The organism is Mesorhizobium sp. M5C.F.Ca.ET.164.01.1.1 (assembly GCF_004792125.1).
Taxonomy (GTDB): Bacteria; Pseudomonadota; Alphaproteobacteria; order Rhizobiales; family Rhizobiaceae; genus Mesorhizobium; species Mesorhizobium wenxiniae.
Genome location: NZ_SRTG01000007.1, coordinates 74383 through 99718 on the forward strand (window position 1 = coordinate 74383; position 25336 = coordinate 99718).

The 25336-nt window shown below is 62.7% G+C and carries 20 protein-coding genes; 13 read left to right on the forward strand and 7 right to left on the reverse strand.

The features are described 5' to 3' along the window. Positions 1 to 13: 13 nt before the first annotated feature. The 5 genes from mfd (at position 14) to EN807_RS27390 (ending at position 6990) form a co-directional block, all read left to right on the forward strand. The gene (mfd, locus tag EN807_RS27370; RefSeq protein WP_135937447.1) at positions 14 to 3511 is read left to right on the forward strand and encodes a transcription-repair coupling factor; all 3498 of its coding nucleotides are present in this window, start codon (positions 14 to 16) and stop codon (positions 3509 to 3511) included. Positions 3512 to 3694: 183 nt separating this feature from the next. Then, positions 3695 to 5068, forward strand: coding sequence for a 3-deoxy-7-phosphoheptulonate synthase class II (locus tag EN807_RS27375; RefSeq protein WP_135937559.1), 1374 nt, complete (start codon positions 3695 to 3697; stop codon positions 5066 to 5068). A gap of 421 nt (positions 5069 to 5489) precedes the next feature. After that, complete coding sequence (locus tag EN807_RS27380) at positions 5490 to 5909, forward strand: GFA family protein (RefSeq protein ID WP_128343439.1); 420 nt, start codon at positions 5490 to 5492, stop codon at positions 5907 to 5909. Between the two features lie 94 nt (positions 5910 to 6003). Continuing rightward, positions 6004 to 6363, forward strand: coding sequence for a diacylglycerol kinase (locus EN807_RS27385; protein WP_029352991.1), 360 nt, complete (start codon positions 6004 to 6006; stop codon positions 6361 to 6363). A 39-nt stretch (positions 6364 to 6402) separates the two neighbouring features. Continuing rightward, positions 6403 to 6990, forward strand: a complete 588-nt coding sequence (locus EN807_RS27390; RefSeq protein WP_127212003.1) for a hemerythrin domain-containing protein — start codon at positions 6403 to 6405, stop codon at positions 6988 to 6990. A 173-nt stretch (positions 6991 to 7163) separates the two neighbouring features. Here the strand turns inward: EN807_RS27390 and EN807_RS27395 are convergent, their stop codons facing one another. Further along, positions 7164 to 7751 carry a DedA family protein gene (locus EN807_RS27395; protein ID WP_135937448.1) on the reverse strand — a complete coding sequence of 196 codons (588 nt, stop codon included), beginning with the start codon at positions 7749 to 7751 and terminating at the stop codon, positions 7164 to 7166. Beyond that, on the reverse strand, positions 7748 to 8302 hold the full coding sequence (locus tag EN807_RS27400; RefSeq protein ID WP_135937449.1) for a DUF1003 domain-containing protein: 555 nt from the start codon (positions 8300 to 8302) through the stop codon (positions 7748 to 7750). The genes EN807_RS27395 and EN807_RS27400 overlap by 4 nt, the downstream gene beginning before the upstream one ends. A gap of 81 nt (positions 8303 to 8383) precedes the next feature. Between EN807_RS27400 and EN807_RS27405 the strand changes: the two genes are divergently transcribed. The 5 genes from EN807_RS27405 to gltX all read left to right on the forward strand — a co-directional run bounded on the left by EN807_RS27405 (position 8384) and on the right by gltX (position 15125). Then, on the forward strand, positions 8384 to 9097 hold the full coding sequence (locus EN807_RS27405; RefSeq protein WP_135937450.1) for a DNA-3-methyladenine glycosylase I: 714 nt from the start codon (positions 8384 to 8386) through the stop codon (positions 9095 to 9097). A 138-nt stretch (positions 9098 to 9235) separates the two neighbouring features. Then, positions 9236 to 10948 carry an NAD+ synthase gene (locus EN807_RS27410; RefSeq protein WP_135937451.1) on the forward strand — a complete coding sequence of 571 codons (1713 nt, stop codon included), beginning with the start codon at positions 9236 to 9238 and terminating at the stop codon, positions 10946 to 10948. 56 nt (positions 10949 to 11004) lie between these two features. Beyond that, a complete protein-coding gene (locus EN807_RS27415) occupies positions 11005 to 11418 on the forward strand; it encodes a GNAT family N-acetyltransferase (protein ID WP_135937452.1) in 414 nt (137 codons plus the stop codon). A gap of 394 nt (positions 11419 to 11812) precedes the next feature. After that, positions 11813 to 13618 carry an ABC transporter ATP-binding protein gene (locus tag EN807_RS27420; protein WP_135937453.1) on the forward strand — a complete coding sequence of 602 codons (1806 nt, stop codon included), beginning with the start codon at positions 11813 to 11815 and terminating at the stop codon, positions 13616 to 13618. 133 nt (positions 13619 to 13751) lie between these two features. Beyond that, positions 13752 to 15125, forward strand: coding sequence for a glutamate--tRNA ligase (gene gltX / locus EN807_RS27425; RefSeq protein ID WP_135937454.1), 1374 nt, complete (start codon positions 13752 to 13754; stop codon positions 15123 to 15125). Here gltX and EN807_RS27430 read toward each other — a convergent pair. The 3 genes from EN807_RS27430 to EN807_RS27440 form a co-directional block, all read right to left on the reverse strand. Next, entirely contained in the window at positions 15043 to 16239 is a 1197-nt protein-coding gene (locus tag EN807_RS27430) for a DUF2865 domain-containing protein (RefSeq protein ID WP_135937455.1), read from the reverse strand. The genes gltX and EN807_RS27430 overlap by 83 nt on opposite strands. Before the next feature lie 80 nt (positions 16240 to 16319). Next, positions 16320 to 18644: an NADP-dependent malic enzyme gene (locus EN807_RS27435; RefSeq protein WP_135937456.1), complete on the reverse strand. Its 2325-nt coding sequence runs from the start codon at positions 18642 to 18644 to the stop codon at positions 16320 to 16322. A 212-nt stretch (positions 18645 to 18856) separates the two neighbouring features. After that, the gene (locus EN807_RS27440; protein ID WP_246684384.1) at positions 18857 to 19690 is read right to left on the reverse strand and encodes a LysR family transcriptional regulator; all 834 of its coding nucleotides are present in this window, start codon (positions 19688 to 19690) and stop codon (positions 18857 to 18859) included. A gap of 87 nt (positions 19691 to 19777) precedes the next feature. On the opposite strand from EN807_RS27440, the gene EN807_RS27445 reads away from it, so the two are divergent. Next, positions 19778 to 20851, forward strand: a complete 1074-nt coding sequence (locus EN807_RS27445; RefSeq protein WP_135937560.1) for an alpha/beta hydrolase — start codon at positions 19778 to 19780, stop codon at positions 20849 to 20851. A gap of 186 nt (positions 20852 to 21037) precedes the next feature. On the opposite strand, the gene EN807_RS27450 is transcribed toward EN807_RS27445, so the two are convergent. Then, positions 21038 to 21982 (reverse strand): LysR family transcriptional regulator, encoded by a 945-nt coding sequence (locus tag EN807_RS27450; protein ID WP_127318528.1) that lies wholly within the window; start codon positions 21980 to 21982, stop codon positions 21038 to 21040. 140 nt (positions 21983 to 22122) lie between these two features. Between EN807_RS27450 and EN807_RS27455 the strand changes: the two genes are divergently transcribed. Next, the gene (locus tag EN807_RS27455) at positions 22123 to 23091 is read left to right on the forward strand and encodes an MBL fold metallo-hydrolase (RefSeq protein ID WP_135937458.1); all 969 of its coding nucleotides are present in this window, start codon (positions 22123 to 22125) and stop codon (positions 23089 to 23091) included. Between the two features lie 509 nt (positions 23092 to 23600). Here the strand turns inward: EN807_RS27455 and EN807_RS27460 are convergent. After that, positions 23601 to 24380 (reverse strand): SDR family oxidoreductase, encoded by a 780-nt coding sequence (locus tag EN807_RS27460; protein ID WP_135937459.1) that lies wholly within the window; start codon positions 24378 to 24380, stop codon positions 23601 to 23603. Between the two features lie 152 nt (positions 24381 to 24532). Here EN807_RS27460 and EN807_RS27465 point away from each other — a divergent pair, with 152 nt between their 5' ends. Continuing rightward, on the forward strand, positions 24533 to 25330 hold the full coding sequence (locus EN807_RS27465) for a UDP-2,3-diacylglucosamine diphosphatase (protein WP_164783922.1): 798 nt from the start codon (positions 24533 to 24535) through the stop codon (positions 25328 to 25330). Positions 25331 to 25336 lie beyond the last annotated feature (6 nt).

The following is a 25336-nucleotide window of genomic DNA, read 5'->3' on the forward strand; positions in this document are numbered from 1 at the left end:
CTACGTGTAATCCATGAGCCTCATTCCCTCGATCGGCCTGCCGAAAGGCCGCGCCGGCCAGTTCATCGTCGACGGTGTTGCCGACGGCTACGAAGCCTTTGCGCTGGTGCAGGCCGCGCACGAGATCGCGCCCGACAAGCCGGTGTTGTTCGTGGCGCGCGACGGCCAGCGCCTGCCTTCGATTGTCGAGGCGCTGTCATTCGCCGCGCCAGGCCTGCCGGTGCTCGAACTGCCAGCCTGGGATTGTCTGCCTTACGACCGCGTCTCGCCCGGGGCGGATGCTGCCGCACGGCGTCTGGATGCGCTCACCGCGATGATCGCGCTGGTGAAAAGACCGCACCGCGCCGTCATCCTGACCACCGCCAATGCGCTGCTGCAGCGCATTCCGCCGGCAAGCCTCATCGAGGCGCAGACCTTCCACGCCAGACCCGGCAACCAGATCGACATGAATGCACTGGTGTCGCGGCTGGAGACATCAGGCTTCGAGCGGGTGCCGACCGTGCGCGGCGTCGGCGAGTTTGCCGTCCGCGGCGGCATTCTTGACCTGTTCGCACCGGGCTGGACGGAAGCGCTCAGGCTCGATTTCTTCGGCGACACGCTGGAATCAATCCGCGTCTTCGACGCCGCCACGCAGCGCACCACCGGCCAGCGCAAGTCGATGTCGCTGCAGGCGATGAGTGAAGTGGCGCTGACGCCGGAGACCATCAGCCGTTTCCGCCGCAGTTACATCGAGGCCTTTGGCGCGCCCTCTCGCGACGATGGGCTCTACGCGGCGGTCAGCGAGGGACGGCGTTTCGCCGGCATGGAGCATTGGCTGCCGCTCTTCTACGAGCGGCTCGAGACGGTGTTCGACTATCTGCAGGACACGCCTGTGGTGTTCGACCATCTGGCGCATGAGGCGCTGGCGGAACGCCATGCGTTGATCCTCGACCACTACGAGGCGCGCAGGAAGCAGGCGGACGGCGCGCTGAAGGACGCCGTTCCGTACAAGCCGGTGCCGCCCGACCTGCTTTATCTGTCGCCCGAAAACCTCATCGCCTCGCTTGGGCCGCGCGGAGCGATCGACTTCACGCCCTTCGATGCGCCCGATGCCGGCGCGAAGAAAATCTTCCATGCCGGCTCGCGACATGGCCGCAGCTTCGTCGAGGAACGCGCCGATCCCACCATCAACGTCTTCGACGTCGTCGTAAAACACATTGCCGATGAGCGGGCCGCCCGCCGCCGGGTCGTCGTCGCCGGCTGGACAGAAGGTTCGCTAGACCGGCTCGGCCAGATCCTGACTGAACACCATCTCGGCAATCTCAAGCCGGTGGCCACGCTGGCCGAGGCGGAAAAGCTCGAACCGGGGCAGGCGGCACTTGCCGAGCTGCCGCTCGAATCCGGCTTCGAGACCGAGAAACTGGTCGTCGTCGCCGAGCAGGACATTCTGGGCGACCGGCTGATCCGCCGCTCGAAGCGCAAGAAGCGTCCTTCCGACTTCATCGCCGAAGCCTCGGCGTTGTCCTCCGGCGACATTGTCGTCCACACCGACCACGGCATTGGCCGCTTCATCGGGCTGCGCACTATCGAGGCGGTCGGTGCGCCGCATGATTGCCTAGAAATCCATTATGCCGGCGACGACCGGCTGTTTCTGCCGGTTGAAAATATCGAACTGCTGTCACGCTATGGCTCGGATTCGGCCGAAGCGACATTGGACAAGCTTGGTGGCGGCGCCTGGCAATCGCGCAAGGCGCGGCTGAAGCGGCGGCTGCTCGACATGGCCGGCCAGTTGATCCGCATCGCCGCAGAGCGGCAGATGCGCGCCGCTCCTTCGCTGGTGCCGGCGGAAGGTCTCTATGGCGAATTCTCCGCGCGGTTTCCCTATGAGGAAACCGACGACCAGCAGACGGCGATCGATTCGGTCATGGGCGATCTGGGGGCTGGAAAGCCGATGGACCGGCTGATCTGCGGCGACGTCGGCTTCGGCAAGACGGAAGTTGCGCTTCGCGCCGCCTTCATCGCGGCGATGGAAGGGTTTCAGGTCGCGGTGGTGGTGCCGACGACATTGTTGTCGCGCCAGCATTTCAAGACCTTTTCGCAGCGTTTCTCCGGCCTGCCGATCCGCGTCGCTCAGGCCTCGCGGTTGGTTGGCGCCAAGGATCTGGCCGAGACCAAGAAGGGCATCGCCGAAGGCACGGTCGACATCGTCGTCGGCACTCACGCGCTGCTCGGCGCCTCAATTTCGTTCAAGAATCTTGGCCTGTTGATCATCGACGAGGAACAGCATTTTGGCGTCAAGCACAAGGAACGGCTGAAGGACCTGAAGAGCGACGTGCATGTGCTGACGCTGTCGGCGACACCGATCCCGCGCACGCTGCAACTGGCATTGACCGGCGTGCGCGAACTGTCGCTGATCGCCACGCCGCCGGTCGACCGCCTGGCGGTGCGCACCTTCATCTCGCCCTTCGACCCGCTGGTCATCCGCGAGACCCTGCTCAGGGAACGCTACCGCGGCGGTCATTCCTTCTATGTCGTGCCACGCATCAGCGATCTGGCGGAAATCCATGATTTCCTGCGTGAATCCGTTCCAGAGCTGAAAGTGGCTGTCGCTCACGGCCAGATGCCGCCCGGCGAGCTCGACGACATCATGAATGCCTTCTACGACGGCCAGTACGATGTGCTGCTGTCGACCACCATTGTCGAATCCGGCCTCGATATCCCGACCGCCAACACGCTGATCGTGCATCGCGCCGACATGTTCGGTCTGTCGCAGCTCTACCAGCTGCGCGGCCGCGTCGGCCGCTCGAAGGTGCGCGCCTATGCGCTGTTCACGCTGCCGGCCAACCGCAAGCTGACCGACACCGCCGAGCGCCGGCTGAAGGTGCTGCAGTCGCTCGACACGCTGGGCGCCGGTTTCCAGCTCGCCAGCCACGATCTCGATATCAGAGGCGCCGGCAATCTTCTCGGCGAAGAGCAGTCGGGCCATATCAAGGAGGTCGGCTTCGAGCTCTACCAGCAGATGCTGGAGGAAGCTGTCGCCGAGGTGAAGGATTCCGGCGAGGTTCAGGATGGCGGCTGGTCGCCGCAGATCGCCGTCGGCACGGCGGTGATGATCCCGGAAAGCTATGTTCCGGACCTGCAGCTGCGGCTGGCGCTCTACCGCCGCCTCGGCGACCTCGAAAACACCGAAGAGATCGATGCCTTCGGCGCAGAACTGATCGATCGGTTTGGCGCGCTGCCGGAGGAGGTGAAGCATCTGCTGAAGATCGTCTTCATCAAGGCGCTCTGCCGCAAGGCCAATGTCGAAAAGCTCGATGCCGGACCAAAAGGCGTTGTCATCCATTTCCGCAAGCGCGAGTTTTCCAATCCTGTCGGGCTGGTCACGTTCATCGGCGAGCAGGGTTCGCTGGCCAAGATCCGGCCCGACCAGAGCGTCGTCTTCAGCCGCGACTGGCCAACACCTGAAAAGCGTCTGGCCGGGGCCGCGGTCGTCATGACGCAATTGGCTCGGCTGGTTGGGAAGGCTGCCTAGCAAGGCGTTGCTGGTGCTTAGGCCAATGACTACGCCGGCAGTTCCTGGCGCATCACGGCCATTCGCCACACGTCCAAATCCGGTCTAGAATAGGAAATCGGCTTCGTGTATGGAGCCGCGAGCCCCATTTTGGGGCGAAATGGCGGGCGATACCACCCGCTGGAAAGAACGTTGGGTGCAACGATGACGAAATGGTCGCCGAATTCGTGGAGAGCAAAGCCGATCCAGCAGGTTCCTGCCTATCCGGATCTTGCCGCGCTGAAGAACACGGAAGGCCAGCTTGCCACCTTTCCACCGCTGGTTTTTGCAGGTGAGGCACGCAAGCTGAAGAAGCAGCTTGCGACCGTCGCTGCCGGTGACGCATTCCTTCTGCAGGGCGGCGATTGCGCCGAGAGTTTTGCCGAGCATGGCGCGGACAACATCCGCGACTTCTTCCGCGTCTTCCTGCAGATGTCCGTGGTGCTGACCTTTGCCGGCGCGCAGCCGGTGGTGAAGGTCGGCCGTGTTGCCGGCCAGTTCGCCAAGCCGCGCTCGTCCGACAACGAGACCAAGGGTGGCGTGACGCTGCCCAGCTATCGCGGTGACATCATCAACGGCATCGAGTTCGACGCCAAGTCGCGCATTCCCGATCCCGCACGCCAGGAAATGGCCTACCGCCAGTCGGCGGCGACGCTCAATCTTTTGCGCGCTTTCGCCCAGGGCGGCTACGCCAGCCTGGAGAACGTGCATCAATGGATGCTCGGCTTTGTGTCGGATAGCCCGCAGGGCGAGAAATACGAGTCGCTCGCCAACCGCATCACCGAGACGATGGACTTCATGAAGGCTGTCGGCATCACCTCGGAGACCAACTACGCGTTGCGCGAGACCGATTTCTACACCAGCCACGAAGCGCTGCTGCTCGGCTACGAGGAGGCGCTGACCCGAGTCGATTCGACGTCAGGCGATTGGTACGCCACTTCCGGGCACATGATCTGGATCGGCGATCGCACGCGCCAGCCCGACCATGCCCATGTCGAATATTGCCGTGGCATCAAGAACCCGCTGGGCCTGAAATGCGGCCCTTCGCTGACGCCGGACGGCCTCTTGCAGCTCATCGACCTGCTCAATCCGGAGAACGAGCCCGGCCGGCTGACGCTGATCGCGCGCTTCGGCTCCGACAAGGTCGCCGACCATCTGCCGAAGCTGCTGCGCGCGGTGAAAAAAGAGGGCCGGAGCGTGGTGTGGTCGTCGGACCCGATGCATGGCAACACCATCGAGGCCGCCGGCTACAAGACGCGGCCGTTCGACCGCATCCTGAAGGAAGTTCAGACTTTCTTCGAGGTGCATCGTGCCGAAGGCACGCATCCGGGTGGCATCCATATCGAGATGACCGGCAAGAACGTCACCGAATGTACCGGTGGCGCCCGCGCCATCACCGCCGAGGAGCTGCAGGATCGCTACCACACCCATTGCGACCCGCGCCTCAACGCCGACCAGGCGATCGAGCTGGCATTCCTGGTCTCGGACTTGCTCAAGAAGGGCCACCCGGTCCAGCACAAGCAGGCCGTCAACGGCTGATTTCAGTCGCCATCGATCAAGAAGCGCCGGAGAAATCCCCAGCTTCTGAGGAACCCGGACCACTTGGCGGCTCATCAGCGTCGGGTATCTCCGGGCTAACTGCCTTGGCTCTTGTCATATTCTTGAGTGCTCTGATCACTCTATGCCGTGGTTCCATGCGCTCATGAAAGCACTCGAACGACAATGATGCCGATCGTATCGTCCGAAAGGCGATCCTTCATATAAAGCACCTCCGCGCCTTCTCGCAGCGATCTCCATGGCAAATTTAGCGCAGCGCCACATTGGCGCTTTTGGGGTCGCGGTCGATTTCATAGCTGCAGTTCGAACACGCCCGCTTTGTGTCGCATTTGCTCGTGCGCGGCGGCGATAAAACTGGAATCCTGCTGCAATGCCGAGGATGGCGACTGGCTGGGGAGGCGAGATGGACGACACTCATATCGGGTCATGCCTGTGCGGAGCCGTGCGCTTCAAGACGCGGGGGCCATTGCGCGGCGTAATCTATTGTCACTGCTCGCAATGCCGGAAGCAGAGTGGTCACTTCTACGCTGCGACCAATGTCCCCGAAGGGAACATCACAATCTCAGGTGCCGAGAGCATCACTTGGTACGAAGCGTCTTCGTTTGCAAAGCGCGGCTTTTGCAAGACATGCGGCTCTCTGCTGTTCTGGAAGCCACGGCAAGATGCCTACATCTCGGTTATGGCGGGACTATTCGACGAGCCCACGGGACTTCAGGGGCAATGTCACATCTTCGTCGGCGACAAGGGCGACTACTACACGATCGACGATGGGCTGCCGCAGTTCGAGAAGTCGGCGCCGTCGATCAAGGTCGCGGATGAGTGAGAAGGTCGCCGACGAATGATTTTTGGAGAGATCGCCTTATTCCCTTGATCCGGCCATTGCGCTATCCCCTGCCGGTGATTCGGAAAGGTTTGGCATGCAGCGGCTGATCGACGCATTCTTCAATTCAGTGCGGGCATTTCGCAAATTGGCTTCCAGCGAAAAAGCCTTCCAGCAGGAGCTGATGCTGCTCGTGCTGGCGTTGCCGCTCGGCTGGTTTGTTTCGGTGTCGTGGCGCGGCTATGCGCTGTTGATCGGGGCGGTGCTGCTCCTGATCATGGTCGAAGTGCTGAACACCGGCATTGAGGCCGCATGCGATGCGTTCAGCCGGGAATTCAACGTCGATATCCAGCTCGCCAAAGACTGCGGTTCGCTGGCGGTGCTGATTTCGGTGGTGATCGTTGCCGGCGTCTGGGGCATCGCCATCATCGAGCGAATCTTGGGGCTACCGATCTAATCCTCACCTCTTATATGACGGTTACCAAAGGAGACCGTCATGTCGGACACTACTGATTTTCTTCTGCTCGAGCGTGCCGGCCTGCCCGATGATTTGCGCTGGCTGACTGAGAAATATCCGCGCGAGATCTGGCAGGGGCATTCCAACATCCATGGCATCGCCACTATGTGGCTGCAGCGGCACGACATGTTCCGCGAGCTCGGCGGCATGCTGACCAACGGTATCGGCGACTATCACGAGGGCAGGCTGACGGGGCCGGAGTTCGCTCGCTGGTTCGCGCCGCGCCTCAATCATTTTCTCGGCAATCTCGACGGTCACCACAATGTCGAGGACCATCATTATTTCCCGGTATTCGCCAAAGCCGAGGTCCGGCTGAAGCGCGGCTTCGAGATTCTGGATGCCGATCATCACACCATCCATGAGGGGCTGGAGCGCAATGCCGAGACCGCGAACGCCTTCATCCGCACGCTTCAGGACAGCGAGGACAAGCAGCGCTTTGCCGCCGATGCCTATGCCGACCAGAACAGCCGGCTGATCGCCATGCTGACCCGGCACCTTGCCGATGAGGAAGACCTGATCATTCCGCTGATCCTTGATCGCGGCGATCGGACGCTCGGCATCGATTAGGATGTGTGGATATTCAGGTGATGCCGGCCTGCAAATGGCGGCTTCCTGTGCTTCCGGTGCTCACGTACCCAAAAGTACGCTGCGTTCCGGTTCTCGGAACCCACCATTTTCGACTCGGCCTGACCTGAATCTCGACACATCGTGGAGCAAGTTGAAGTCAGGTTGGTCAATCCCTACGTCTCCTTGCTACGCTCCGTTTTGGCAATGTGATGAGCGATGAACCAGGCAAGGACGGCCACGCCCAACCCAATCGCCAGGGCGATCAGCAATCGCTCGTGACGGGCCAACGCCTGGCCGACGATGCGCTCCGCGCCCAGCCCGAACACATAGCCGATGGTGGTGAACAATCCGGCCCAGATGATCGATGAAATGACGTTGAGAATGACAAAGCGCGTCACGGCAATGCCGGACAATCCGGCCGCGATGCCGCCGACAAGGCGCAGGCCGTAAATGAAGCGGTTCGACAGCACGAAAATGTCGGGATGGTTGGAGACGAGACGATAGGCGTGGCTGAAGCCTGGCCGACCTCTCAATTTGATCACAAGCGGATGATCGGCGAAGCTTCGTCCGAGGGTGAAGAAGAAAGTATCGCCGACAAAGGCGCCGATGGAGGCCGCCAGAAACGCCTGCCACAGGACGAAGACATGCTGATGGGCGAAAAACCCGCCAAGGAGGGCGGCACTTTCGCCCTCGGCGACACAGCCCAGAAAGACGGCAATCAGCCCATATTGTTCGATGAGATTATGGATGGCATCCGTCATGGACGCGTCCGCTGCTTCGACAGAATCTCGTCGATGCGCTTCACCTGCTCGGCTAGCCGGGCGATCTCGTCGCGCATCCCGATGATCTGGCTGTGGCGCAGTTCGTCGAGCTTTTCATGCAGCGCCATGATCTCGATCTCGGCCTTGAGATTGACCTCGTAGTCGTGCGCGGCATCGATACGATCGCGCTCGGTCTGGCGGTTTTGCGCCATCATGATCACCGGCGCCTGCAGGGCCGCGACCATGGAAAGCACCAGGTTGAGGAAGATGAAGGGATAGGGATCGAAGGCGTCGCGCGTCAAAAGCCAGACATTGCCCGCCGTCCACAGGATCAGGAAAGTAATGAATGTCAGGATGAAGGACCACGAGCCGCCGATCCGGGCGATGGTGTCGGCCAGGCGGTCGCCAAACGTCTGATGAAAGGCGATAGCCTTGCTGGTATCCTTGGAGATCGTGGTGCGCTCGAGCGTTGATTGCAGCACCCGGTTTTCAGGTGCGTCCGGCTTTCGCTTCAGCCAACGGTTCGCCAGTTCCTCGATCGTCTTGTTCATCGTCGCCTCCCGTTGCGATAGAGGTAGAGGCTGCTGGTTCGCACGGGAAGTGGTAGATTGACGCGATAAGGTGAGGAAACAATGATGGATTTTCAGAAAATCCGCGCCCGCGCGGCCAAACGCAAGGGCGGGGAAGCGGCGCTGGCGTCGCTGCTGGGACCTATGCCCGACAATGCCGCGGTGGCTGACATTACCGACGACCGCATCCTCTCGACCATGGCCGAGCGTGTTTTCGCCGCTGGTTTCGTCTGGCGCGTCATCGAGCAGAAATGGCCTGGTTTCGAAGAAGCGTTCCTCCGCTTCGAGCCGAAGCGGCTGTTGTTCCAGCCCGATGATTTCTGGCACGATCTGACAGCCGACGAGCGCATCGTGCGCAACCCGCAGAAGATCAAATCTGTCCGCGACAACGCGGTGTTTGTCGAGAGGGTGTCGAAGGAGCATGGCGGCTTCGGCAGGTTCCTTGCCGATTGGCCGGCCGACGACCAGGTGGGGCTGATGGCCTATCTCGCCAAGCATGGCAGCCGGCTCGGCGGCAACACCGGCCAGTATTTTTTGCGTTGGCTGGAATGGGACGCCTTCATCGTCTCAACCGACATGGCGGCCGCGCTACGCGACGCCGGCCTGGACATCGCCGAAAGCCCGACCTCCAAGAGGGATCTCGACAAGATCCAGAGCCAGATCAATGCCTGGGCGGCGCAAACCAGCCTGCCGCGCCGGCATATTTCGCGCATTCTGGCGATGTCGATCGGCGAGAACCATTCGACGGAAGCGCTGCGCGAATATATGGGCGAATAGGGCCGAACGACATGTCGATCGGTCCGACACGATCGACATTCGTCGATCGGCCGGGACACGAATGACACATGTCATTCGGTCCGGGTGGTCCAAGCAAACGCCATTGCCCGGGCGATTTTGCCGCGCTAAACCCGCAGCATGACCAACACCGCTTCCGACATATTGCGCATCGCCGTCGCCCAGCTCAATCCGACGGTTGGCGACGTCGCCGGCAATCTCGCCAAGGCGCGCGAGGCGAGGGCGGATGCCGCCCGCCAAGGCGCCGATCTCGTGCTGTTCACCGAGCTTTTCCTCGCCGGTTATCCGCCCGAAGACCTGGTGCTGAAGCCGGCTTTCCTGAAGGCCTGCGAGCGGGCGGCGCAGGATTTCGCCGGCGATACTGCCGATGGCGGGCCGGGCGTCATCATCGGCACGCCGCTGAAGCGCAAGAGCGGCACGCACAATTCAATCATCTTTGCCGATGGCGGCAAGATCCTCGCCGAGCGCTACAAGCTCGATTTGCCGAACTACGGCGAATTCGACGAGAAGCGCGTCTTCCAGGCTGGCCCTGAAATGCAGGGACCGGTCAATTTCCGCGGCGTGCGCCTGGGGATTCCGATCTGCGAAGATATCTGGGGCGATGTCGGCATCTGCGAGACGCTGGCCGAAAGCGGTGCGGAAATCCTGCTGGTGCCGAACGGCTCGCCCTATTATCGCGGCAAGGTCGACATTCGCCACCAGGTTGTCATCCGCCAGGTCATTGAATGCGGATTGCCGATCATCTATGCCAATCAGCTTGGCGGCCAGGACGAACTGATCTTCGACGGTGCATCCTTTGCCATCGGCGCCGACAAGACGCTGGCCTTCCAGATGAGCCAGTTCGAGGAGACGGTCAACGTCACCACCTGGAAGAGAAACCGCGCCGCCGCAGGCGGGCAAAACGGCAATAATTCCGACGGCTGGGTCTGCTCCGAAGGGCCGATGTCGAAAATCCCGGAAAAGGAGGAGGCCGATTATCGCGCCTGCATGCTGGGCCTGCGCGACTACGTCAACAAGAACGGCTTCAAGAACGTTGTGCTCGGCCTGTCCGGCGGCATCGATTCGGCGATCTGTGCAGCACTTGCCGTCGATGCGCTCGGCGAGGAACGGCTGCGCGCCGTGATGATGCCCTACCGCTACACCTCGAAGGACTCGCTCAAAGACGCCGAGGACTGCGCCCGTGCGCTCGGCTGCCGCTACGATATCGTGCCGATCTTCGAACCGGTCGAAGGATTTCTGCATACGCTGACGCAGCTTTTCGAAGGCACCAAGGAAGGCATCACCGAAGAAAACCTGCAGAGCCGCGCGCGCGGCACCATTTTGATGGCGATCTCTAACAAGTTCGGCTCGATGGTGGTCACCACCGGCAACAAGAGCGAAATGTCGGTTGGCTACGCCACGCTCTACGGCGACATGAATGGCGGCTTCAACCCGATCAAGGACCTCTACAAGATGCAGGTCTATGCGCTGGCGCGCTGGCGCAATACGCACGTGCCGCCGGGCGCGCTGGGCCCATCCGGCGAGGTGATCCCGAACAACATCATCGACAAGGCGCCGTCGGCGGAACTGCGCGAGAACCAGACGGATCAGGATTCGCTGCCGCCCTATCCGGTGCTGGACGACATATTGGAGTGTCTGGTCGAGAACGAGATGGGTGTCGACGAGATCGCTGCCCGCGGCCACGACAGGGCGACGGTGACGCGCGTCGAGCATCTGCTCTACATCGCCGAATACAAGCGCCGGCAGGCAGCGCCCGGCGTGAAGATCACCAAAAAGAATTTCGGCCGCGACCGCCGTTATCCCATCACCAACCGGTTCAGGGACGGCGGATAGATCACCGTTTCTCGCTTCTGTGAAATGCTTGCGGCCGGCCGATCGCTGGGATAGCCATGCCTGACTGTGAAATCAGCTTCGACGTGTCGCGGATCGACTTCCGGGAGACCTCCGACCGGTTGATGGCAAGCTACTGGGGCAGCGGGCGCAGCGACGAAGTCCACCGCCGCGCCTTTGCTAATTCGCTTTGCGTCGGCGCCTATTCCGACGGCAAGCAGGTCGGCTTCGGCCGGGCAATCACCGACCGCACGGTGTTTGCCTATCTGGCCGATGTCATCATCTGGCCGGAATATCGTGGACAAGGGATCGGCACGCGGCTTGTCCAGGCGCTTATCGATCATCCGGATTGCAAGACAGTCACGCACTGGAGCCTGTCGACGAATGATGCCCACGTGGTTTACGAAAAACTTGGCTTCAGGCCGTCCACCGATGGCCGCTACATGCGGCTCGATCGTATTCCGGTAGCCTGAGTGGACGACGACGGCGCACAACCCGCGATTGTTGCAAATCTTCTCACTGGTTGGACCAGATGCGCTTTCAGTCGCTCTCTGGCTTGGCGACGCGTTGAGGCCTCTCTATAAGAACGGTTCCGCGATTCCCCTTTTCGGGAGGACCGAATGCCAGGATTTGACATCGTTATGCGAGGCCGCGAAGCCTAGTTCTCAGGTGGCGCGCCGGAAGGTTTTCACCTTCATGGCCAAGCCGATCTGACAACAGGCCTTCGTCGATGCCGGTCGCCGCCCGTATTCGGGTGAGCCGCCAAATATGCCGAACCTCCGCATTCCCGGGCGCTAATTCGCCCCACGCGGTTTCTTCAATTTTCGACCTTACCGGGACCGGGCTCGTTTGCGCCCGAATGACATCATGGCTCGTTTTCAGATAGATTTGCGCGCGGGTGCCTTTCGCAGCGTTCTTGGCTTCACGCTCAGTCATTGGCGGCGTCAGCCGTGGCGGCTTTCGCTCATCATGGGCACGTTCCTGCTGTCGACGTTGGCCGACGTGCTGACGCCGCTCTATTCCGGCCGACTGGTCGATGCCGTTGCCAGCAGTGCTGCAGCGGACGATGTCGCGTGGAATGCGGCGATGGCGGCCTTTTCGATGCTGGTAGCGCTGGCGCTCACCGGCGTTGTGCTGCGCAATCTCGCCTTCGTGGCCATCGTCGAACTGACCCTGAAGATGATGGCGGATATCGCCGCCGACGCCTTCCATCGCGTCCAGCGCTTCTCGACCGACTGGCACGCCAACAGCTTCGCCGGATCGACCGTGCGCAAGATAACCCGCGGCATGTGGGCGCTCGACCTGCTCAACGACACGATCCTGATCGCGCTGCTGCCGTCCGTCGTCATGCTCGTCGGCTCGACGCTGCTGCTCGGCTGGTTCTGGCCGCTGATGGGTGCTGTCGTCGCCGCGGGTTCGGTGCTGTTCATCGCGGTGACGGCGCTCCTGTCGCTTGGCTATGTCGCGCCTGCGGCAAGGCTTGCCAACGCGTGGGACACGCGCCTGGGCGGTTCGCTGGCCGATGCGGTGAGCTGCAACGCCGTGGTCAAGGGTTTTGGCGCCGAGGAGCGCGAGGAGACGCGCCTTGCCAAAGTCGTCGCCAGATGGCGCGCGCGTACGCGCCGCACCTGGGTGCGCGGCACCATCAACGGCACCACGCAAGGGTCGATGCTGCTGCTTCTGAGAGCAGCGGTGATCGGACTTTCGCTGCTTTTGTGGTCGTGGGGGCAGGCGAGCGCCGGCGATGTCACCTTCGTGCTGACCTCGTTCTTCGTGCTGCAAGGCTATTTGCGCGACATCGGCACGCACATCCGCAATTTGCAGCGCTCGATCAACGACATGGAGGAACTGGTCGACTTCCAGTCCGAGCCGCTCGGTATCGAGGATGCTCCCGGCGCCAAGCCGATCCGCATCACCGACGGTCGCATCAGCTTCGACAACGTCACCTTCCATTATGGCAGCCATAGACTGCCGCTCTATCGCGACTTTTCGGTGGATATCGCGCCGGGCGAACGCATCGGGCTGGTCGGCCATTCGGGCTCGGGCAAGACGACCTTCGTCAAGCTGATCCAGCGCCTTTACGACGTGAACGCGGGAACGATCCTGATCGACGGCCAGGATATTGCTGGGGTGGCGCAGGCATCGCTGCGCGGGCAGATCGCCATCGTCCAGCAGGAGCCAATTCTGTTCCACCGGTCGCTGGCCGAAAACATCGCCTATGCCCGGCCGAGCGCCACGCAAGCCGAAATCGAGCACGCAGCACGGCTGGCAAGCGCGCACGACTTCATCGTCGGCCTGCCGAAGGGTTACCGCACGCTGGTCGGCGAACGCGGCGTGAAACTATCGGGCGGCGAGCGCCAGCGCGTGGCGATCGCGCGGGCTTTCCTCGCCGACGCGCGGATCCTCATTCTGGACGAGGCGACATCCAGCCTCGATTCGGAATCGGAGGTGCTGATCCAGCAGGCGATGGAGCGGTTGATGGTCGGCCGCACAACCCTCGTCATCGCGCACCGGCTTTCGACGGTGCGGGCGCTGGACAGGCTTCTGGTGTTCGATCGTGGCCGTATCGTCGAAGAGGGTTCGCATGACCAACTGATCCGGCTGCAGGGCGGCATCTACCGCCGGCTGTTCGAGCGCCAGGCGCTCGAATTGACCAAGGGGCTGGCGATCTGACGCCTACAGAGCCGTGTGTCTTAATGAACGCGCGGCGCTGCCGCCTTTTCATCGCCTTCGTCATGTTCTATGTCTGCGGCCAAGCGCGGGGGCGTGTCTTGTCAACAGCAAAACCATCCGGTACGCCCCGTTCATGACAGTTACCGTCCGTTTCGCCCCATCACCCACCGGCCGCATTCATATCGGCAACGCGCGCACTGCGCTGTTCAACTGGCTGTTCGCCATGAACAACAAGGGCCGCTTCATCCAGCGTTTCGACGACACCGACGTTGCCCGCTCGATGCAGGAATTCTCCGACGCCATCCTCTACGACCTACATTGGCTAGGGATATTTCCGGACGCGACGGAATACCAGTCACGGCGCTTCGAGATCTACGATGCGGCGGTCGAGAAATTGAAGGCGGCGCGCCTTCTCTACGCTTGTTACGAAACACCGGAAGAGCTCGATCTCAGGCGCAAGGTGCGCCGCACGCGCGGCCTGCCGCCGGTCTACGGCCGCGAAGCGCTGACGCTGACCCCTGAGCAGATCGCCGAATACCAGTCCGATGGTCGGCGGCCGCATTGGCGCTTCCTCCTGCCCAATTTCACCAGCGATCCTCTGCAGCCGGAGCGCACCGAAGTCCACTGGAACGATCTGGTGCGCGGCGAGGAAACCGTCGACCTTGCCTCGCTTTCCGACCCGGTTCTAATGCGCGAGGACGGCACCTATCTCTATACTCTGCCCTCGGTGCTCGACGACATCGAGATGGGGATCAGCCATGTCATCCGCGGCGACGACCACGTCACCAACACGGGCGTGCAGATCGCGCTGTTCCAGGCAATGGGTGCCGAGCCGCCGGTGTTCGGCCACCACAATCTGTTGACCACTGCGTCGGGCGAGGGCCTGTCGAAGCGGAGCGGCGCGCTGTCCATCGAGAGCCTACGCGAGACCGGCATCGAACCGATGGCCGTTGCCTCGCTGGCCGTGCTTGTTGGCACGTCGGAAAACGTAGTGGCGGTGCCTGACATGACCGAGCTTGCCCGGCGCTTCGATCCGGCCGCGACGTCGAAATCCGCCGCCAAATTCGATCCGGACGAGCTCTTCGTGCTCAACCGCACACTGCTCCACCATATGCCGTTTTCCGAGGCGCGCGACCGGCTGATCGTGCTCGGCATTTCCGGCGAACAGGCCGAGCCCTTCTGGCTGGCGGTGCGCGGCAATCTCGACAGGCTGGCCGATGCAGGAATCTGGTGGCGCACACTTCGCAACGGCCCGCAGGAGCAGCCGGACTTTTCCGACGTCGACCGCGATTTCCTTCGCCAGGCGTTCGACCTTTTGCCGGAAGACCCCTGGAACGGGTCGGTCTGGAAGGAGTGGACGGGCAGGATCAGGGAAGCGACCGGCCGCAAGGGCAAGGCGCTGTTCATGCCGCTCAGGCTGGCGCTTACGGGGCAGCCTTCGGGGCCGGAGCTTGCAGATCTGTTGCCGCTTCTGGGTCGGGAAGGAACGTTGGCCCGACGACCCTGACCTTGCGCCGTCCCGGCGGCGGCAAAGTCGTCGGCGAGGGTTTGACGGCGAGGCGCTTGATGGCTTCGCGATCGAGCTCGCCTTCGACATTTGCCAAAGTCTCGGGGTCGGCGCCTTGATCGGCTTTGGCGACCGGCGCCGGAATGAGCGGCTTGGTCTCCACATCGGCCTCGGTCTGTTCCGGGCTTGGCGGATTGCCGGCAATGATCTCGAAATTCTGTGCAGCGTTGCAGCCGCAGGCCGGCGGGCGCAACGTTTCGGGCTGCTTGTAGAGATAGGCGGTGGGCAGTTCGCTGTAGGGCCTGCCGGTTGCCGAAGACGTCATGTCAGCCGAGTCGTCGCCAATGCCGCGCGTATAAAACACCTGCATCTCGGTGCCGGGGCAACTCGAATTGCAGTTCTTCTGGTCGCGCTCGAAATCGCCAAGCGAGGCGGCATTCGACATCGGGAAGAAATAGCCGTCGCAGGTGCGCACGCACATTGTGCGGAATTCGCCGCCAAGGCGCGGCAGGTCCATGCCGTCGGGCTGATTGATCATGGCGCGGACACCGCGTTCTTGGTCGGGATCGCTCGGCTCGTCCAGCGCATCGGGCTGATTTCCGTCGTCGCCCAAAAGCCGATCGAGCAGACTTTCTTCGCCGTTTTCACGGTTCGCTTCGAGGACGGGCGCACGCCTCGAAGGCACGACGCTGTCGCGACAGCCATTGGCGTTGAGTGAGGCCAATATGCGTGCGCGATCGCGGCGCGAGCCGCCGCCGGCGAGCTGCGCGCGCTTGACCTGCAGGGCATCGAGATTGGCGTTCATGCGGTCGAGCGTGGCCTCGAGTGCGGCGCAAGCGTTGCGATTGCGGCCGAGCAGCGAAAAGCCGCAGCCGGCGCTGTCGGACTGGCGGCTTACCTTTGAAATCTGCTCGCGCTGCCGCACGATCGCATCATCGTATTTCCTGAGCAGGGCCGGCTTGCCGCCGCCACCACGCGAAGCGGTCGCGAGATCGGCTTCCAGTTGCCGGCAAACACGGGAGGCGGCCTGCGGCTGAGTGACGGCAAAGCCTGATAACGCCAGGGCACCAAGCAGTGCCGCGGCATGCGTCAGCTTCCACCCTCCGCCCGTCATTCGCCGTGAACTCCGTTTAACGCCCGTCGCGAAAGCTACCGCTTTGCGGTCATTTATCAGCTTACCGCGAAAAAGCCGTTTTAACCCAGATTTACGACCGCCTGCGCCTTATGGGCCGCTTCGACCACGGCGAGCGCCGTCATGTTGACGACGCCACGTGACGTCACCGACGGCGTCAATATATGCGCCGGTCTGTCGGTGCCGAGCAGGATCGGGCCGACATGCAGCGCGTCCATCATCGCGCGCAGCGCGGTGAGCGTGATGTTCGCCGAATCGAGATTGGGGAAGACCAGCAGATTGGCTTCGCCCTTCAGCCGCGAATGCGGATAGACCCGCTGGCGCAGCTGCTCCGACAAAGCCGAGTCGGCATGCATCTCGCCGTCGCATTGCAGGTCTGGCGCGATGCGCGCCAGGATTGCCGCTGCCTGCCGCATCTTGAGCGCGCTTGGCGAATCGCGTGAGCCGAAATCCGAATGCGACAGCAGGGCGGCCTTGGGTTCGATGCCGAAGCGCTGGATTTCTTCGGCCGCCAACACCGTCATCTCGGCAATCTCCTCGGCCGTCGGATCGACCGTGACATGGGTGTCGGTGAGGAAAATGATGCCGCGCTGCGAGATCAGCATGGAAAGCGTCGACAGGTCATGATCCTTGATACCGGCGCGCGGGCCGATGATCAGGGTGACATTGCGCAAATGCCGCTCAAAACGTCCTTCCAGGCCGCACACCATGGCGTCGGCATCGCCACGCTTGAGGGCAAGTGCGGCGATCACGGTGTTGTCGGTGCGCACCATGGTGCGCGCGGCTTCCGTCGTTACGCCACGCCGGCCGGCGAGTTCGATCAAAAGGTCAACATAGTGGCGATAGCGTGGATCGTCCTCGGGATTGATCAGGCCGAAATCGACGCCTGGTTTGATTCGCAGTCCGTAGCGTTTCAGCCGCACCTCGATGACATGCGGGCGGCCGATCAGGATCGGCTCGGCTATGCCTTCCTCCAGCACCACCTGGGCGGCACGCAACACGCGCTCATCCTCCCCGTCGGCATAGATGACGCGCTTGGCATTCGACGTCTTGGCCATCGTGAACACCGGCTTCATCACCAGGCCGGAGCGGAAGACGAAGCGGTTCAGCGTGTCGATATAAGCGGCAAAGTCGGTGATCGGCCGTGTCGCGACGCCGGTGTCGCAGGCGGCTTTGGCCACCGCCGGAGCGATGCGCAGGATCAGCCGCGGGTCGAAGGGCGAGGGGATCAGGAAATCAGGCCCGAAGATCGGCGTTTCGCCGGAATAGGCGCGCGCGGCGACATCGGAAGGTTCCTCGCGGGCAAGGGCAGCGATCGCCCGCACCGCGGCCATCTTCATCTCTTCGTTGATGGCGCTGGCACCGCAGTCCAGCGCGCCACGGAAAATGTAAGGAAAACAGAGTACGTTGTTGACCTGATTGGGGAAATCCGAGCGGCCGGTGCAGATCATCGCGTCGGGCCGCGCCGCCCGTGCCGCTTCCGGCATGATCTCGGGGTTGGGATTGGCCAGCGCCAGGATCAGCGGTTTTGGCGCCATATGCTGGAGCAATTCCGGTTTCAGCACGCCGGCGGCCGAAAGACCCAGGAACACGTCGGCGCCCGGCAGCACATCGGCCAGCGTGCGCGCCTCGGTGTCCTTGACATAGGGGTCCTTCCAGCGGTCCATCTCGTCGACGCGGCCCTTGTAAGCGACGCCGAAACGGTCGGTGACCCAGATGTTTTCCACGCGCGCGCCCAGCAAAACCAGCAAGTTGAGGCAGGCAAGGGCAGCTGCCCCGGCGCCGGAGGTGACGATCTTGATGTCGGAGATCGTCTTGCCGGCAAATTCCAGCCCGTTGAGTACGGCGGCCGCGACGATGATCGCGGTGCCGTGCTGGTCGTCATGGAAGACCGGTATGGCCATGCGGGCCTTGAGCCGTTCCTCGACCTCAAAACATTCGGGCGCCTTGATGTCCTCGAGGTTGATGCCGCCGAAGGTCGGCTCCAGCGCCGAGATGGTCTCGACCATCCGCTCGATGTCAGGCGCGTCGATCTCGATGTCGAAGACATCGATGCCGGCAAATTTCTTGAACAGCACCGCCTTGCCTTCCATCACCGGCTTGGAGGCCAGTGGGCCGATATTGCCTAAGCCGAGCACCGCCGAACCATTGGAGACGACGCCAACCAGATTGGCGCGCGCCGTGTAGTCGGCGGCCGCCGCCGGATTGTCGCGGATTTCCAGACAGGGCGCCGCGACCCCGGGCGAATAGGCAAGCGCCAGGTCGCGCTGGTTGCCGAGCGGCTTTGTTGCCTGGATTTCAAGCTTTCCAGGCCGTGGATGCTTGTGGAAATAAAGTGCGGCTTCGTCGAGGTCCGAGCGGGCCGTTTTTTTGATTTCGCCTTCCATACGGGCCTCCCTGCGATCCTGCCTTGAAGCCCTTTTAGCATGCAGCGTTGGATTTTCACGATGCCAAATGACGTAACCGCCAATTAGGCAGAAGAATCGTCAAAAACTCATCTATGTCAGACTGTTGCGCTGAAATCCTCACCTGCCATGTCGCTGCCGGGCTGATGTCATGGGAGCGCATTGCGCGACCTGGTACGTCCGATCGCCGGCGGTCAAGTCACGTCTGGCCGACCGTCAAGCAGTTTCCAGACGCTATCGACGATGGCCGGCCGTGGCCGCCGTTTCGCGATCACCGCAAGTGGCCACGCGGGCAGCGATGCGTCGGCGATCGCTGCATACCGGACGCCCTGAAATACAAGGCGCTGTGTCGATCGTGGCAGCAGGGCCGCGCCCAAGCCTGTGGACACGAGCGAAAGCATGGTCAGTGCCCGCGTCGCCTCCTGGACGATCCGCACGTCGAGGCCAGTCTTGGTGAATGTGTCTACGATGCGGGCATGGAGCGCCGGGCCTTGTGCAGCCGGAAACATGATGAGCCCGTGGCGGGCGATGTCCGCCAGCGTCACCCCGTGCGTCTGCCGGTCGTCAGGCAGAACGGCAATAAGATCTTCAGCAGGATAGTCATGGACGTCGAGACGTTCGTCGGTCCCGAGCGGTGGATGCACGAAACCGATGTCGATCTCACTGCGCGACAACGCCGCAATCTGCTCATTGGTGGACACCTCGATGAGCTTTGGATGGATGTCCGGATACTTCTCGCGAAGCCGGGACAGGAGGTGCGGCAGATGCTCGTAAAGGGCCGCCGACACGAAGCCGATCCTGATCTCGCCAGCTTCGCCGTCATGCGCTGCGCGGGCGACATGAAGCGCCGAATCGGCGTGCCGTATGGATGCTCGAGCCTCTTCCACGAAGGCCGAGCCGGCGCGCGTCAAGGTCAGGCGGCGGTTGGCCCGCTCGAACAGTTTGACGCCGAGCTCCTTCTCCAGGCGCCCGATCGATTGACTAAGCGGAGGCTGCGCCATGGCCAGCCGCAGTGCGGCACGACCCATATGCAAATCCTCCGCAACAGCGAGGAAATGTCGCAATCGAATAGCTGGCAGTCTTTGCGGAACGCAATTGCGACCGGAGACGTCATGATGTCCCATTTTACCGCCTTTCCCCTCGTGCTCACAGCAGCCGCTATGATCGCCGCTCCAGCACCGGCAGGAGAGCCGGATCTCGTCCGGGCCGACAGGTTCGTCGAACTTCGGACGGGCGAGCGCCTCTTCGTCCGGGAGGTGCGCCGTCCTGGCGCAGCGTCCGAAGCCAACTCCGCCGTCCTCCTCGTCCATGGCGCACGCGTGCCCGGCGTTGCGTCCTTCGATCTGCCTGTTGCGGGTGGGTCGCTTGCCGCCGACCTCGCGGCGGACGGGCACCTTGTCTATGTCCTGGATGTTCGCGGCTACGGCGCATCGAGCCGCCCTGCGGCCATGAACAGGCCGCCGGACAAGTCCGCTCCCCTGATGCGTACCGAAGACGTCGTGGCGGATATTTCCGCAGCGGTCGACGCTATCGCGAAATGGAGCGACGTTTCGAGGGTCAGCCTCGTCGGCTGGGCCACCGGCGGACATTGGGCCGGCGCCTACGCCAGCCGGTTTCCGCAGACGGTTGACCGGCTCATCCTCTACAACTCCCTGCATGGAGGCTCAGACCAGCACTCCACTCTTGGCACCGGCTCGCCGCTCGAAAATCCCGACCGGCCCGGGACATTCAATGTCCATACGTTCGGCGGTTATCGGATGAATACACGTCAGAGCCTATTCACTGCCTGGGACGACAGCATCCCGGTCGCGGACAAGGCCCAGTGGCGCGATCCCGCGGTCGCTGCGGCCTATGGTGATGCAGCACTCGCCTCCGACGAGACGGCGCCGACGCGCCAGCCGCCGAGTTTCCGGTCCCCAAGCGGCGCCATGGCCGACAGCTTCGGACTCGCCTTCGGTCGCCGGCAATGGTCGGCGGCGGCACTCACCATGCCAGTGCTCGTCATCCGCTCCGGACGGGATTTCTGGAGCCGGCCGGAGGACGCGAAGACAATCGTGGACGAAGCACCAAAAGCGGAACGTCTAGACATCCCGGACGCCACGCACTTCGTGCATCTCGATCGCGAGGCCGCAGGGCGCGGTGTGTTCCTCGACGCTGTGAAGCGGTTTCTCGATCGGCAGGAGGAATGACCATGAAGGGTAGTTCATGTGTCCTGCGGGAGCAGCAGCCGCAACGGTGTCAGGCGGACCGCTTTGCGGCTACCGTCCACCCGACAGCTACTCACCGCGGTTGCGGGGCTACGCCTATCTCCGCCGCGCCACATCTCGACTCTCCCGCCTCCGCCATTTCCCGGCGCGTACAAACGTCAGACTTCGCTAGGCCGGCGCCGTTTCCTGGATGTACATGCTTTTTTCGTCATCGATGAACGCACCCATCGCGGCGAGGTGGTCGGCGAAGCCGGCAACGAACCGCCTGACCTTCAACGGAATGAAGCGGTTCGATGGATAGACCGCATGCACATGGTGCGGCGCATAGTGCCAGTCCGGCAGCACATGTTCGAGCAAGCCCTCGGCGATGAGCGGATCGAGTATCACCTTGTGCCCGAGGCCGATGCCGACGCCAGACAGCAACGCCTGATGATTGAGCAGCGAATTGTCCGAGCGCATGGCCGGCCGGATTCGCACCTCGGCCTTTTCGCCGCCCGGGCCGGTCAGCGGCACGACATCGCGCTTTCTGATGTGGGCGTAAAGCAGATAATCATGGTTGGCGAGATCTTCTGGGCGCCGCGGCCTGCCCCTGCGGTCGAGATACTCTGGCGTCGCCGCGAGGCAGCGCCCGATCACGCCGAGCTTGCGCACGATCAGCCGGTTGTCATCGATGGTCCCCATACGGATCGCCACGTCGAGCCCCTCTGCGATCACATCGACGAAACTGTCGGTCAGCGCCACGTCGAGCAACAGTTCCGGATAGGCGCGCTTGAACTCGATCAGATAGCCGCCAAGCACGCCGGCGCCGAAGCTGGCCGGCGCGCCGACGGCAAGACGTCCGCACATCTTCGATTCGAGGCAGCCGACGCTGCGGTCCGCCTCCTCAATGCGCTCAATGATGTCGCGGGCGCGCTCCAGATAACGCCGGCCGGCTTCCGTCGGCGAAACATGGCGGGTGGTACGGTCAAAGAGCCGGACGCCTAGACGCTTTTCCAGTGCGCGGATCTGCTGGCTGACGGCCGGCTGGCTCAAGCCCAACTCGCGCGCTGCCGCCGAGAAGCTGGCGGTATCGCAGGCGCGCACGAAGCTGGTTAGCTCGGTCAAGCGGTCCATGGTGGCAACTCTCCGTCGTGATTAATTACTGAGAGTAATAAGACATATAAGGAATCGGCAAGTTCAAAAAGCTAGGCCTATGACGTATACCCGCCTTGCTCCGCTTGGAGCTCTGAATCCCCAAAACTGGAGACGATGCAATGCCGCTTTCCCGCCGTCATTTTCTCGCCGGTGCCGGCCTAACCGGCGGCACTCTCCTAGCAAATATCTCCGTTCCGGCGGTGGCCCGCGCGCCGCTGGCCGACGCCGCAACGCTTGGCGCTCTCCGCCGCAACGTGGGATCGGTCCAGGTTACGGCGCTACTAGACGGCTATATCGACATTGGTTCCGAGCTGGTCATCGGGCACGCTGAGGCCGATGCGGAGCGGCTGGCTGAGGCCAGCTTCCAGAAGAGCGGACCGCGCCGCGCACCGGTCAACGCCTATCTCATCAATCTGGGCGACCGTCTGGTGCTCGTCGACGCCGGTACGTCAGACAGCATGGGCCCGTCACTCGGCCGACTTCCGGCCGCTATCGAGGCGGCCGGCGTCTCTCCGGACCAGATCGACACGTTGCTGATTACCCATATGCATCCCGACCATATCAACGGCGTTCTGACTCCCGCCGGCCAGGCGCGGTTTCCCAATGCCGAGCTCGTCGTCACCGCCGCCGATTACGCCTTCTGGCATGACGATGCGAACATGAACCAGGCGCCGGATGGGGCAAAGCCGTTCTTCATCGGCGCCCGCCAGGCCGCCGCCGCCTACGCGAACCGCGTGCGGCAGGTGGGTGGCGAGGGCGAGGCGGTCGGCGCGATCCGCACCGTGCCGCTGCCCGGCCACACTCCGGGCCATGCCGGCTTCATCGTGGAATCGGACGGCGAGGCGCTGTTCATCTGGGGCGATGTCGTGCACATGGCGACCTACCAGTTCGCGCGCCCGGACTGGAGCATCGCCTTCGATGTCGATTCCAAGCTGGCTGCCGAAACGCGCAAGCGGACGCTCGACCGGGTCTCTGCTGACCGGATGCTGATCGCCGGCATGCATTTGCCGTTCCCCGGCATGGGCCATGTGGCGCGCGATGGCGACGCCTATCGTTTCGTGCCGGACGAATGGCCGTATGCACTGTAGCGGCGACCAGCGCGGGAAGGGGCCATCATAGCCCCGCTGCTCAACACCACACCCGCCCCTCGCCAGCGCAGCCGATATCTTTGAGACGTCGGACGATAAATCGGCTGCTTATGGTCTGGCACAGCAGAAGCTTGCTCACCTCCCTCGCGCCGCGCGAAACAGCGATGTCGCCATCGACCGTGCGTCAGCCATCAGCTCAAACTGAACCGGCCGACCACTTTCTGCTGCACCACGATCGCACGCGTCCGTATCTGTGGACCGACGACCGAGCTTCCGGTCTTGATCTTCACGAGGTCGCATCGGTATCGTGGCGACAGGCGCGATCTGCCTCGGCTGCCAATTATGATCTGTCGGAAATTCAGTTCTGCACCCAACTTCCGCGACAGACATGATCCCATGACGACGGCCACCTGCAAGGCCTGCTTTCAGAGCCGTCCCTCCTGACAAGTACGGCCGAGATGGATCGCCTCCCGCCGTTCCCAGCGGGTGCCAAACCTTGGATTCTGCCACTAGAACGCGCTGACGTAGGCGCCACCATCGACCGGTATGTTCTGCCCGGTCAGATAGCCGGCATGAACCGAGCACAGGAAGGCGCAGATCTGGCCGAATTCCTCCGGCGTGCCGAGCCGCTTGGCCGGAACGTTGGCTGCTGCCTGGGTCTTGCGTGCGGCGGCAGCAGCCGGATCTTCGGGGGTGCCGGCTTCATGCGGGGGCCGCAGCCGGTCGGTGTCGATCTTGCCCGGCAGCATGTTGTTGATCGTCACATTGCGGTCGACCACCGTCCGCGCGACGCCGGCAAGGAACGAGGTCAGGCCGGCGCGCGCGCCGGACGACAGGTCGAGGCCGGGAATGGGAACATAGACCGACAACGAGGTGATGCTGACGATGCGGCCGAAGCCGCGCTCGGCCATGCCGTCGATCACAGCCTGAACCAGTTCGACCGGGGTCACCATGTTCTGGGTGACGCCTTCGAGGATCTTTTCGCGGTTGAGCTCGCGGAAATCGCGAAGCGGCGGTCCGCCATTGTTGTTAACGAGGATATCGGGATCGGGGCAGGCTGCCAGCAGCGCCTTCTGCACCTCGCGCTTCGACACGTCGCCGACGATCTCTGTCACCTTGACGCCAAATCTTTCGCGCAGTTCGGCGGCGGTCTTCGCCAGCTGGTCGGCGTTGCGCCCGTTGACGACCAGATCGCAACCGGCCTCGGCCAGCGCCATGGCGCAGCCGCGCCCAAGTCCCTTGCTCGAAGCGCAGACGATGGCCTTTTTTCCGCGAATACCGAGATCCATGGCGATTTCTCCTTTGATTGGGGCCGCAACCTACTCTTGGGGCTGGACCAATCGCAACCGTCATACGGTTGTTGCATGAATCGGGGCATAGGCTGCACGAGAGCAACGGTGAGAATCCAATGCCTGGCGCAGAGCCCCGCACTTTCCGCAGCATGTTCATCTCCGACGTCCATCTCGGATCGAAGGCGGCGAAAGCCGAGTTCCTGATCGATTTCCTGCGCCATCACGACGCCGATATCATCTATCTCGTCGGCGACATCGTCGACGGCTGGCGGCTGAGACGGAGCTGGCACTGGCCGCAGAGCCACAATGACGTCGTCCAGAAGTTGCTGCGTAAGGCGCGCAAGGGCGCCAGCATCACCTACATCGCCGGCAATCACGACGAGTTCGCGCGCCAGTTCCAAGGCGTGCATTTCGGCGGCATCGTCGTCGCCGACCGCGCCATCCACGAGACCGCCGACGGCAAACGTCTTCTTGTCATCCATGGCGACCAGTTCGACACTGTCGTCCACAACGCGCGCTGGCTGGCCTATCTTGGCGACTATGCCTACGACGCGGCCATGCTCGTCAACCGCGTGGTGACGCGGCTTCGCCAACTGCTTGGCCTGCCTTATTGGTCGTTTTCCTCCTGGGCCAAGGTCAACGTCAAAAAGGCGGTGAATTTCATCGGCTCGTTCCAGACCATGCTGACCGAGGAAGCGCGCCGCTCGCATGTCGACGGCGTGATCTGTGGTCACATCCACCATGCCGCGATCGAAAACTACGAGGATGTGCAATACATCAACACCGGCGACTGGGTGGAGAGCTGCACCGCGGTGGTCGAGCATTTCGACGGCCAGATGGAGATCCTGCACTGGGCGCATGTCCTGCCGGAGGCTCCGGTCGGCAGCGAAGTGCTGGTCCCGATCGACATCGTCGACATCAAGGGCAGGGCAGTCCAGGCTGCCTGACGCGAT

Excerpts from the sequence above, each read along its gene's own strand:
- EN807_RS27455 (WP_135937458.1), top strand. The coding sequence starts at position 22,123 with ATGCCGCTTTCCCGCCGTCATTTTCTCGCCGGTGCCGGCCTAACCGGC.
- EN807_RS27385 (WP_029352991.1), top strand. The coding sequence starts at position 6,004 with ATGCAGCGGCTGATCGACGCATTCTTCAATTCAGTGCGGGCATTTCGC.
- EN807_RS27465 (WP_164783922.1), top strand. The coding sequence starts at position 24,533 with ATGTTCATCTCCGACGTCCATCTCGGATCGAAGGCGGCGAAAGCCGAG.
- EN807_RS27415 (WP_135937452.1), top strand. The coding sequence starts at position 11,005 with ATGCCTGACTGTGAAATCAGCTTCGACGTGTCGCGGATCGACTTCCGG.
- EN807_RS27440 (WP_246684384.1), bottom strand. The coding sequence starts at position 19,690 with ATGGGTCGTGCCGCACTGCGGCTGGCCATGGCGCAGCCTCCGCTTAGT.
- EN807_RS27445 (WP_135937560.1), top strand. The coding sequence starts at position 19,778 with ATGTCCCATTTTACCGCCTTTCCCCTCGTGCTCACAGCAGCCGCTATG.
- EN807_RS27405 (WP_135937450.1), top strand. The coding sequence starts at position 8,384 with ATGATGGATTTTCAGAAAATCCGCGCCCGCGCGGCCAAACGCAAGGGC.
- EN807_RS27430 (WP_135937455.1), bottom strand. The coding sequence starts at position 16,239 with ATGACGGGCGGAGGGTGGAAGCTGACGCATGCCGCGGCACTGCTTGGT.
- EN807_RS27375 (WP_135937559.1), top strand. The coding sequence starts at position 3,695 with ATGACGAAATGGTCGCCGAATTCGTGGAGAGCAAAGCCGATCCAGCAG.
- EN807_RS27460 (WP_135937459.1), bottom strand. The coding sequence starts at position 24,380 with ATGGATCTCGGTATTCGCGGAAAAAAGGCCATCGTCTGCGCTTCGAGC.
- EN807_RS27420 (WP_135937453.1), top strand. The coding sequence starts at position 11,813 with ATGGCTCGTTTTCAGATAGATTTGCGCGCGGGTGCCTTTCGCAGCGTT.
- EN807_RS27395 (WP_135937448.1), bottom strand. The coding sequence starts at position 7,751 with ATGACGGATGCCATCCATAATCTCATCGAACAATATGGGCTGATTGCC.
- EN807_RS27390 (WP_127212003.1), top strand. The coding sequence starts at position 6,403 with ATGTCGGACACTACTGATTTTCTTCTGCTCGAGCGTGCCGGCCTGCCC.
- EN807_RS27450 (WP_127318528.1), bottom strand. The coding sequence starts at position 21,982 with ATGGACCGCTTGACCGAGCTAACCAGCTTCGTGCGCGCCTGCGATACC.
- EN807_RS27410 (WP_135937451.1), top strand. The coding sequence starts at position 9,236 with ATGACCAACACCGCTTCCGACATATTGCGCATCGCCGTCGCCCAGCTC.
- EN807_RS27435 (WP_135937456.1), bottom strand. The coding sequence starts at position 18,644 with ATGGAAGGCGAAATCAAAAAAACGGCCCGCTCGGACCTCGACGAAGCC.
- EN807_RS27400 (WP_135937449.1), bottom strand. The coding sequence starts at position 8,302 with ATGAACAAGACGATCGAGGAACTGGCGAACCGTTGGCTGAAGCGAAAG.
- gltX (WP_135937454.1), top strand. The coding sequence starts at position 13,752 with ATGACAGTTACCGTCCGTTTCGCCCCATCACCCACCGGCCGCATTCAT.
- EN807_RS27380 (WP_128343439.1), top strand. The coding sequence starts at position 5,490 with ATGGACGACACTCATATCGGGTCATGCCTGTGCGGAGCCGTGCGCTTC.
- mfd (WP_135937447.1), top strand. The coding sequence starts at position 14 with ATGAGCCTCATTCCCTCGATCGGCCTGCCGAAAGGCCGCGCCGGCCAG.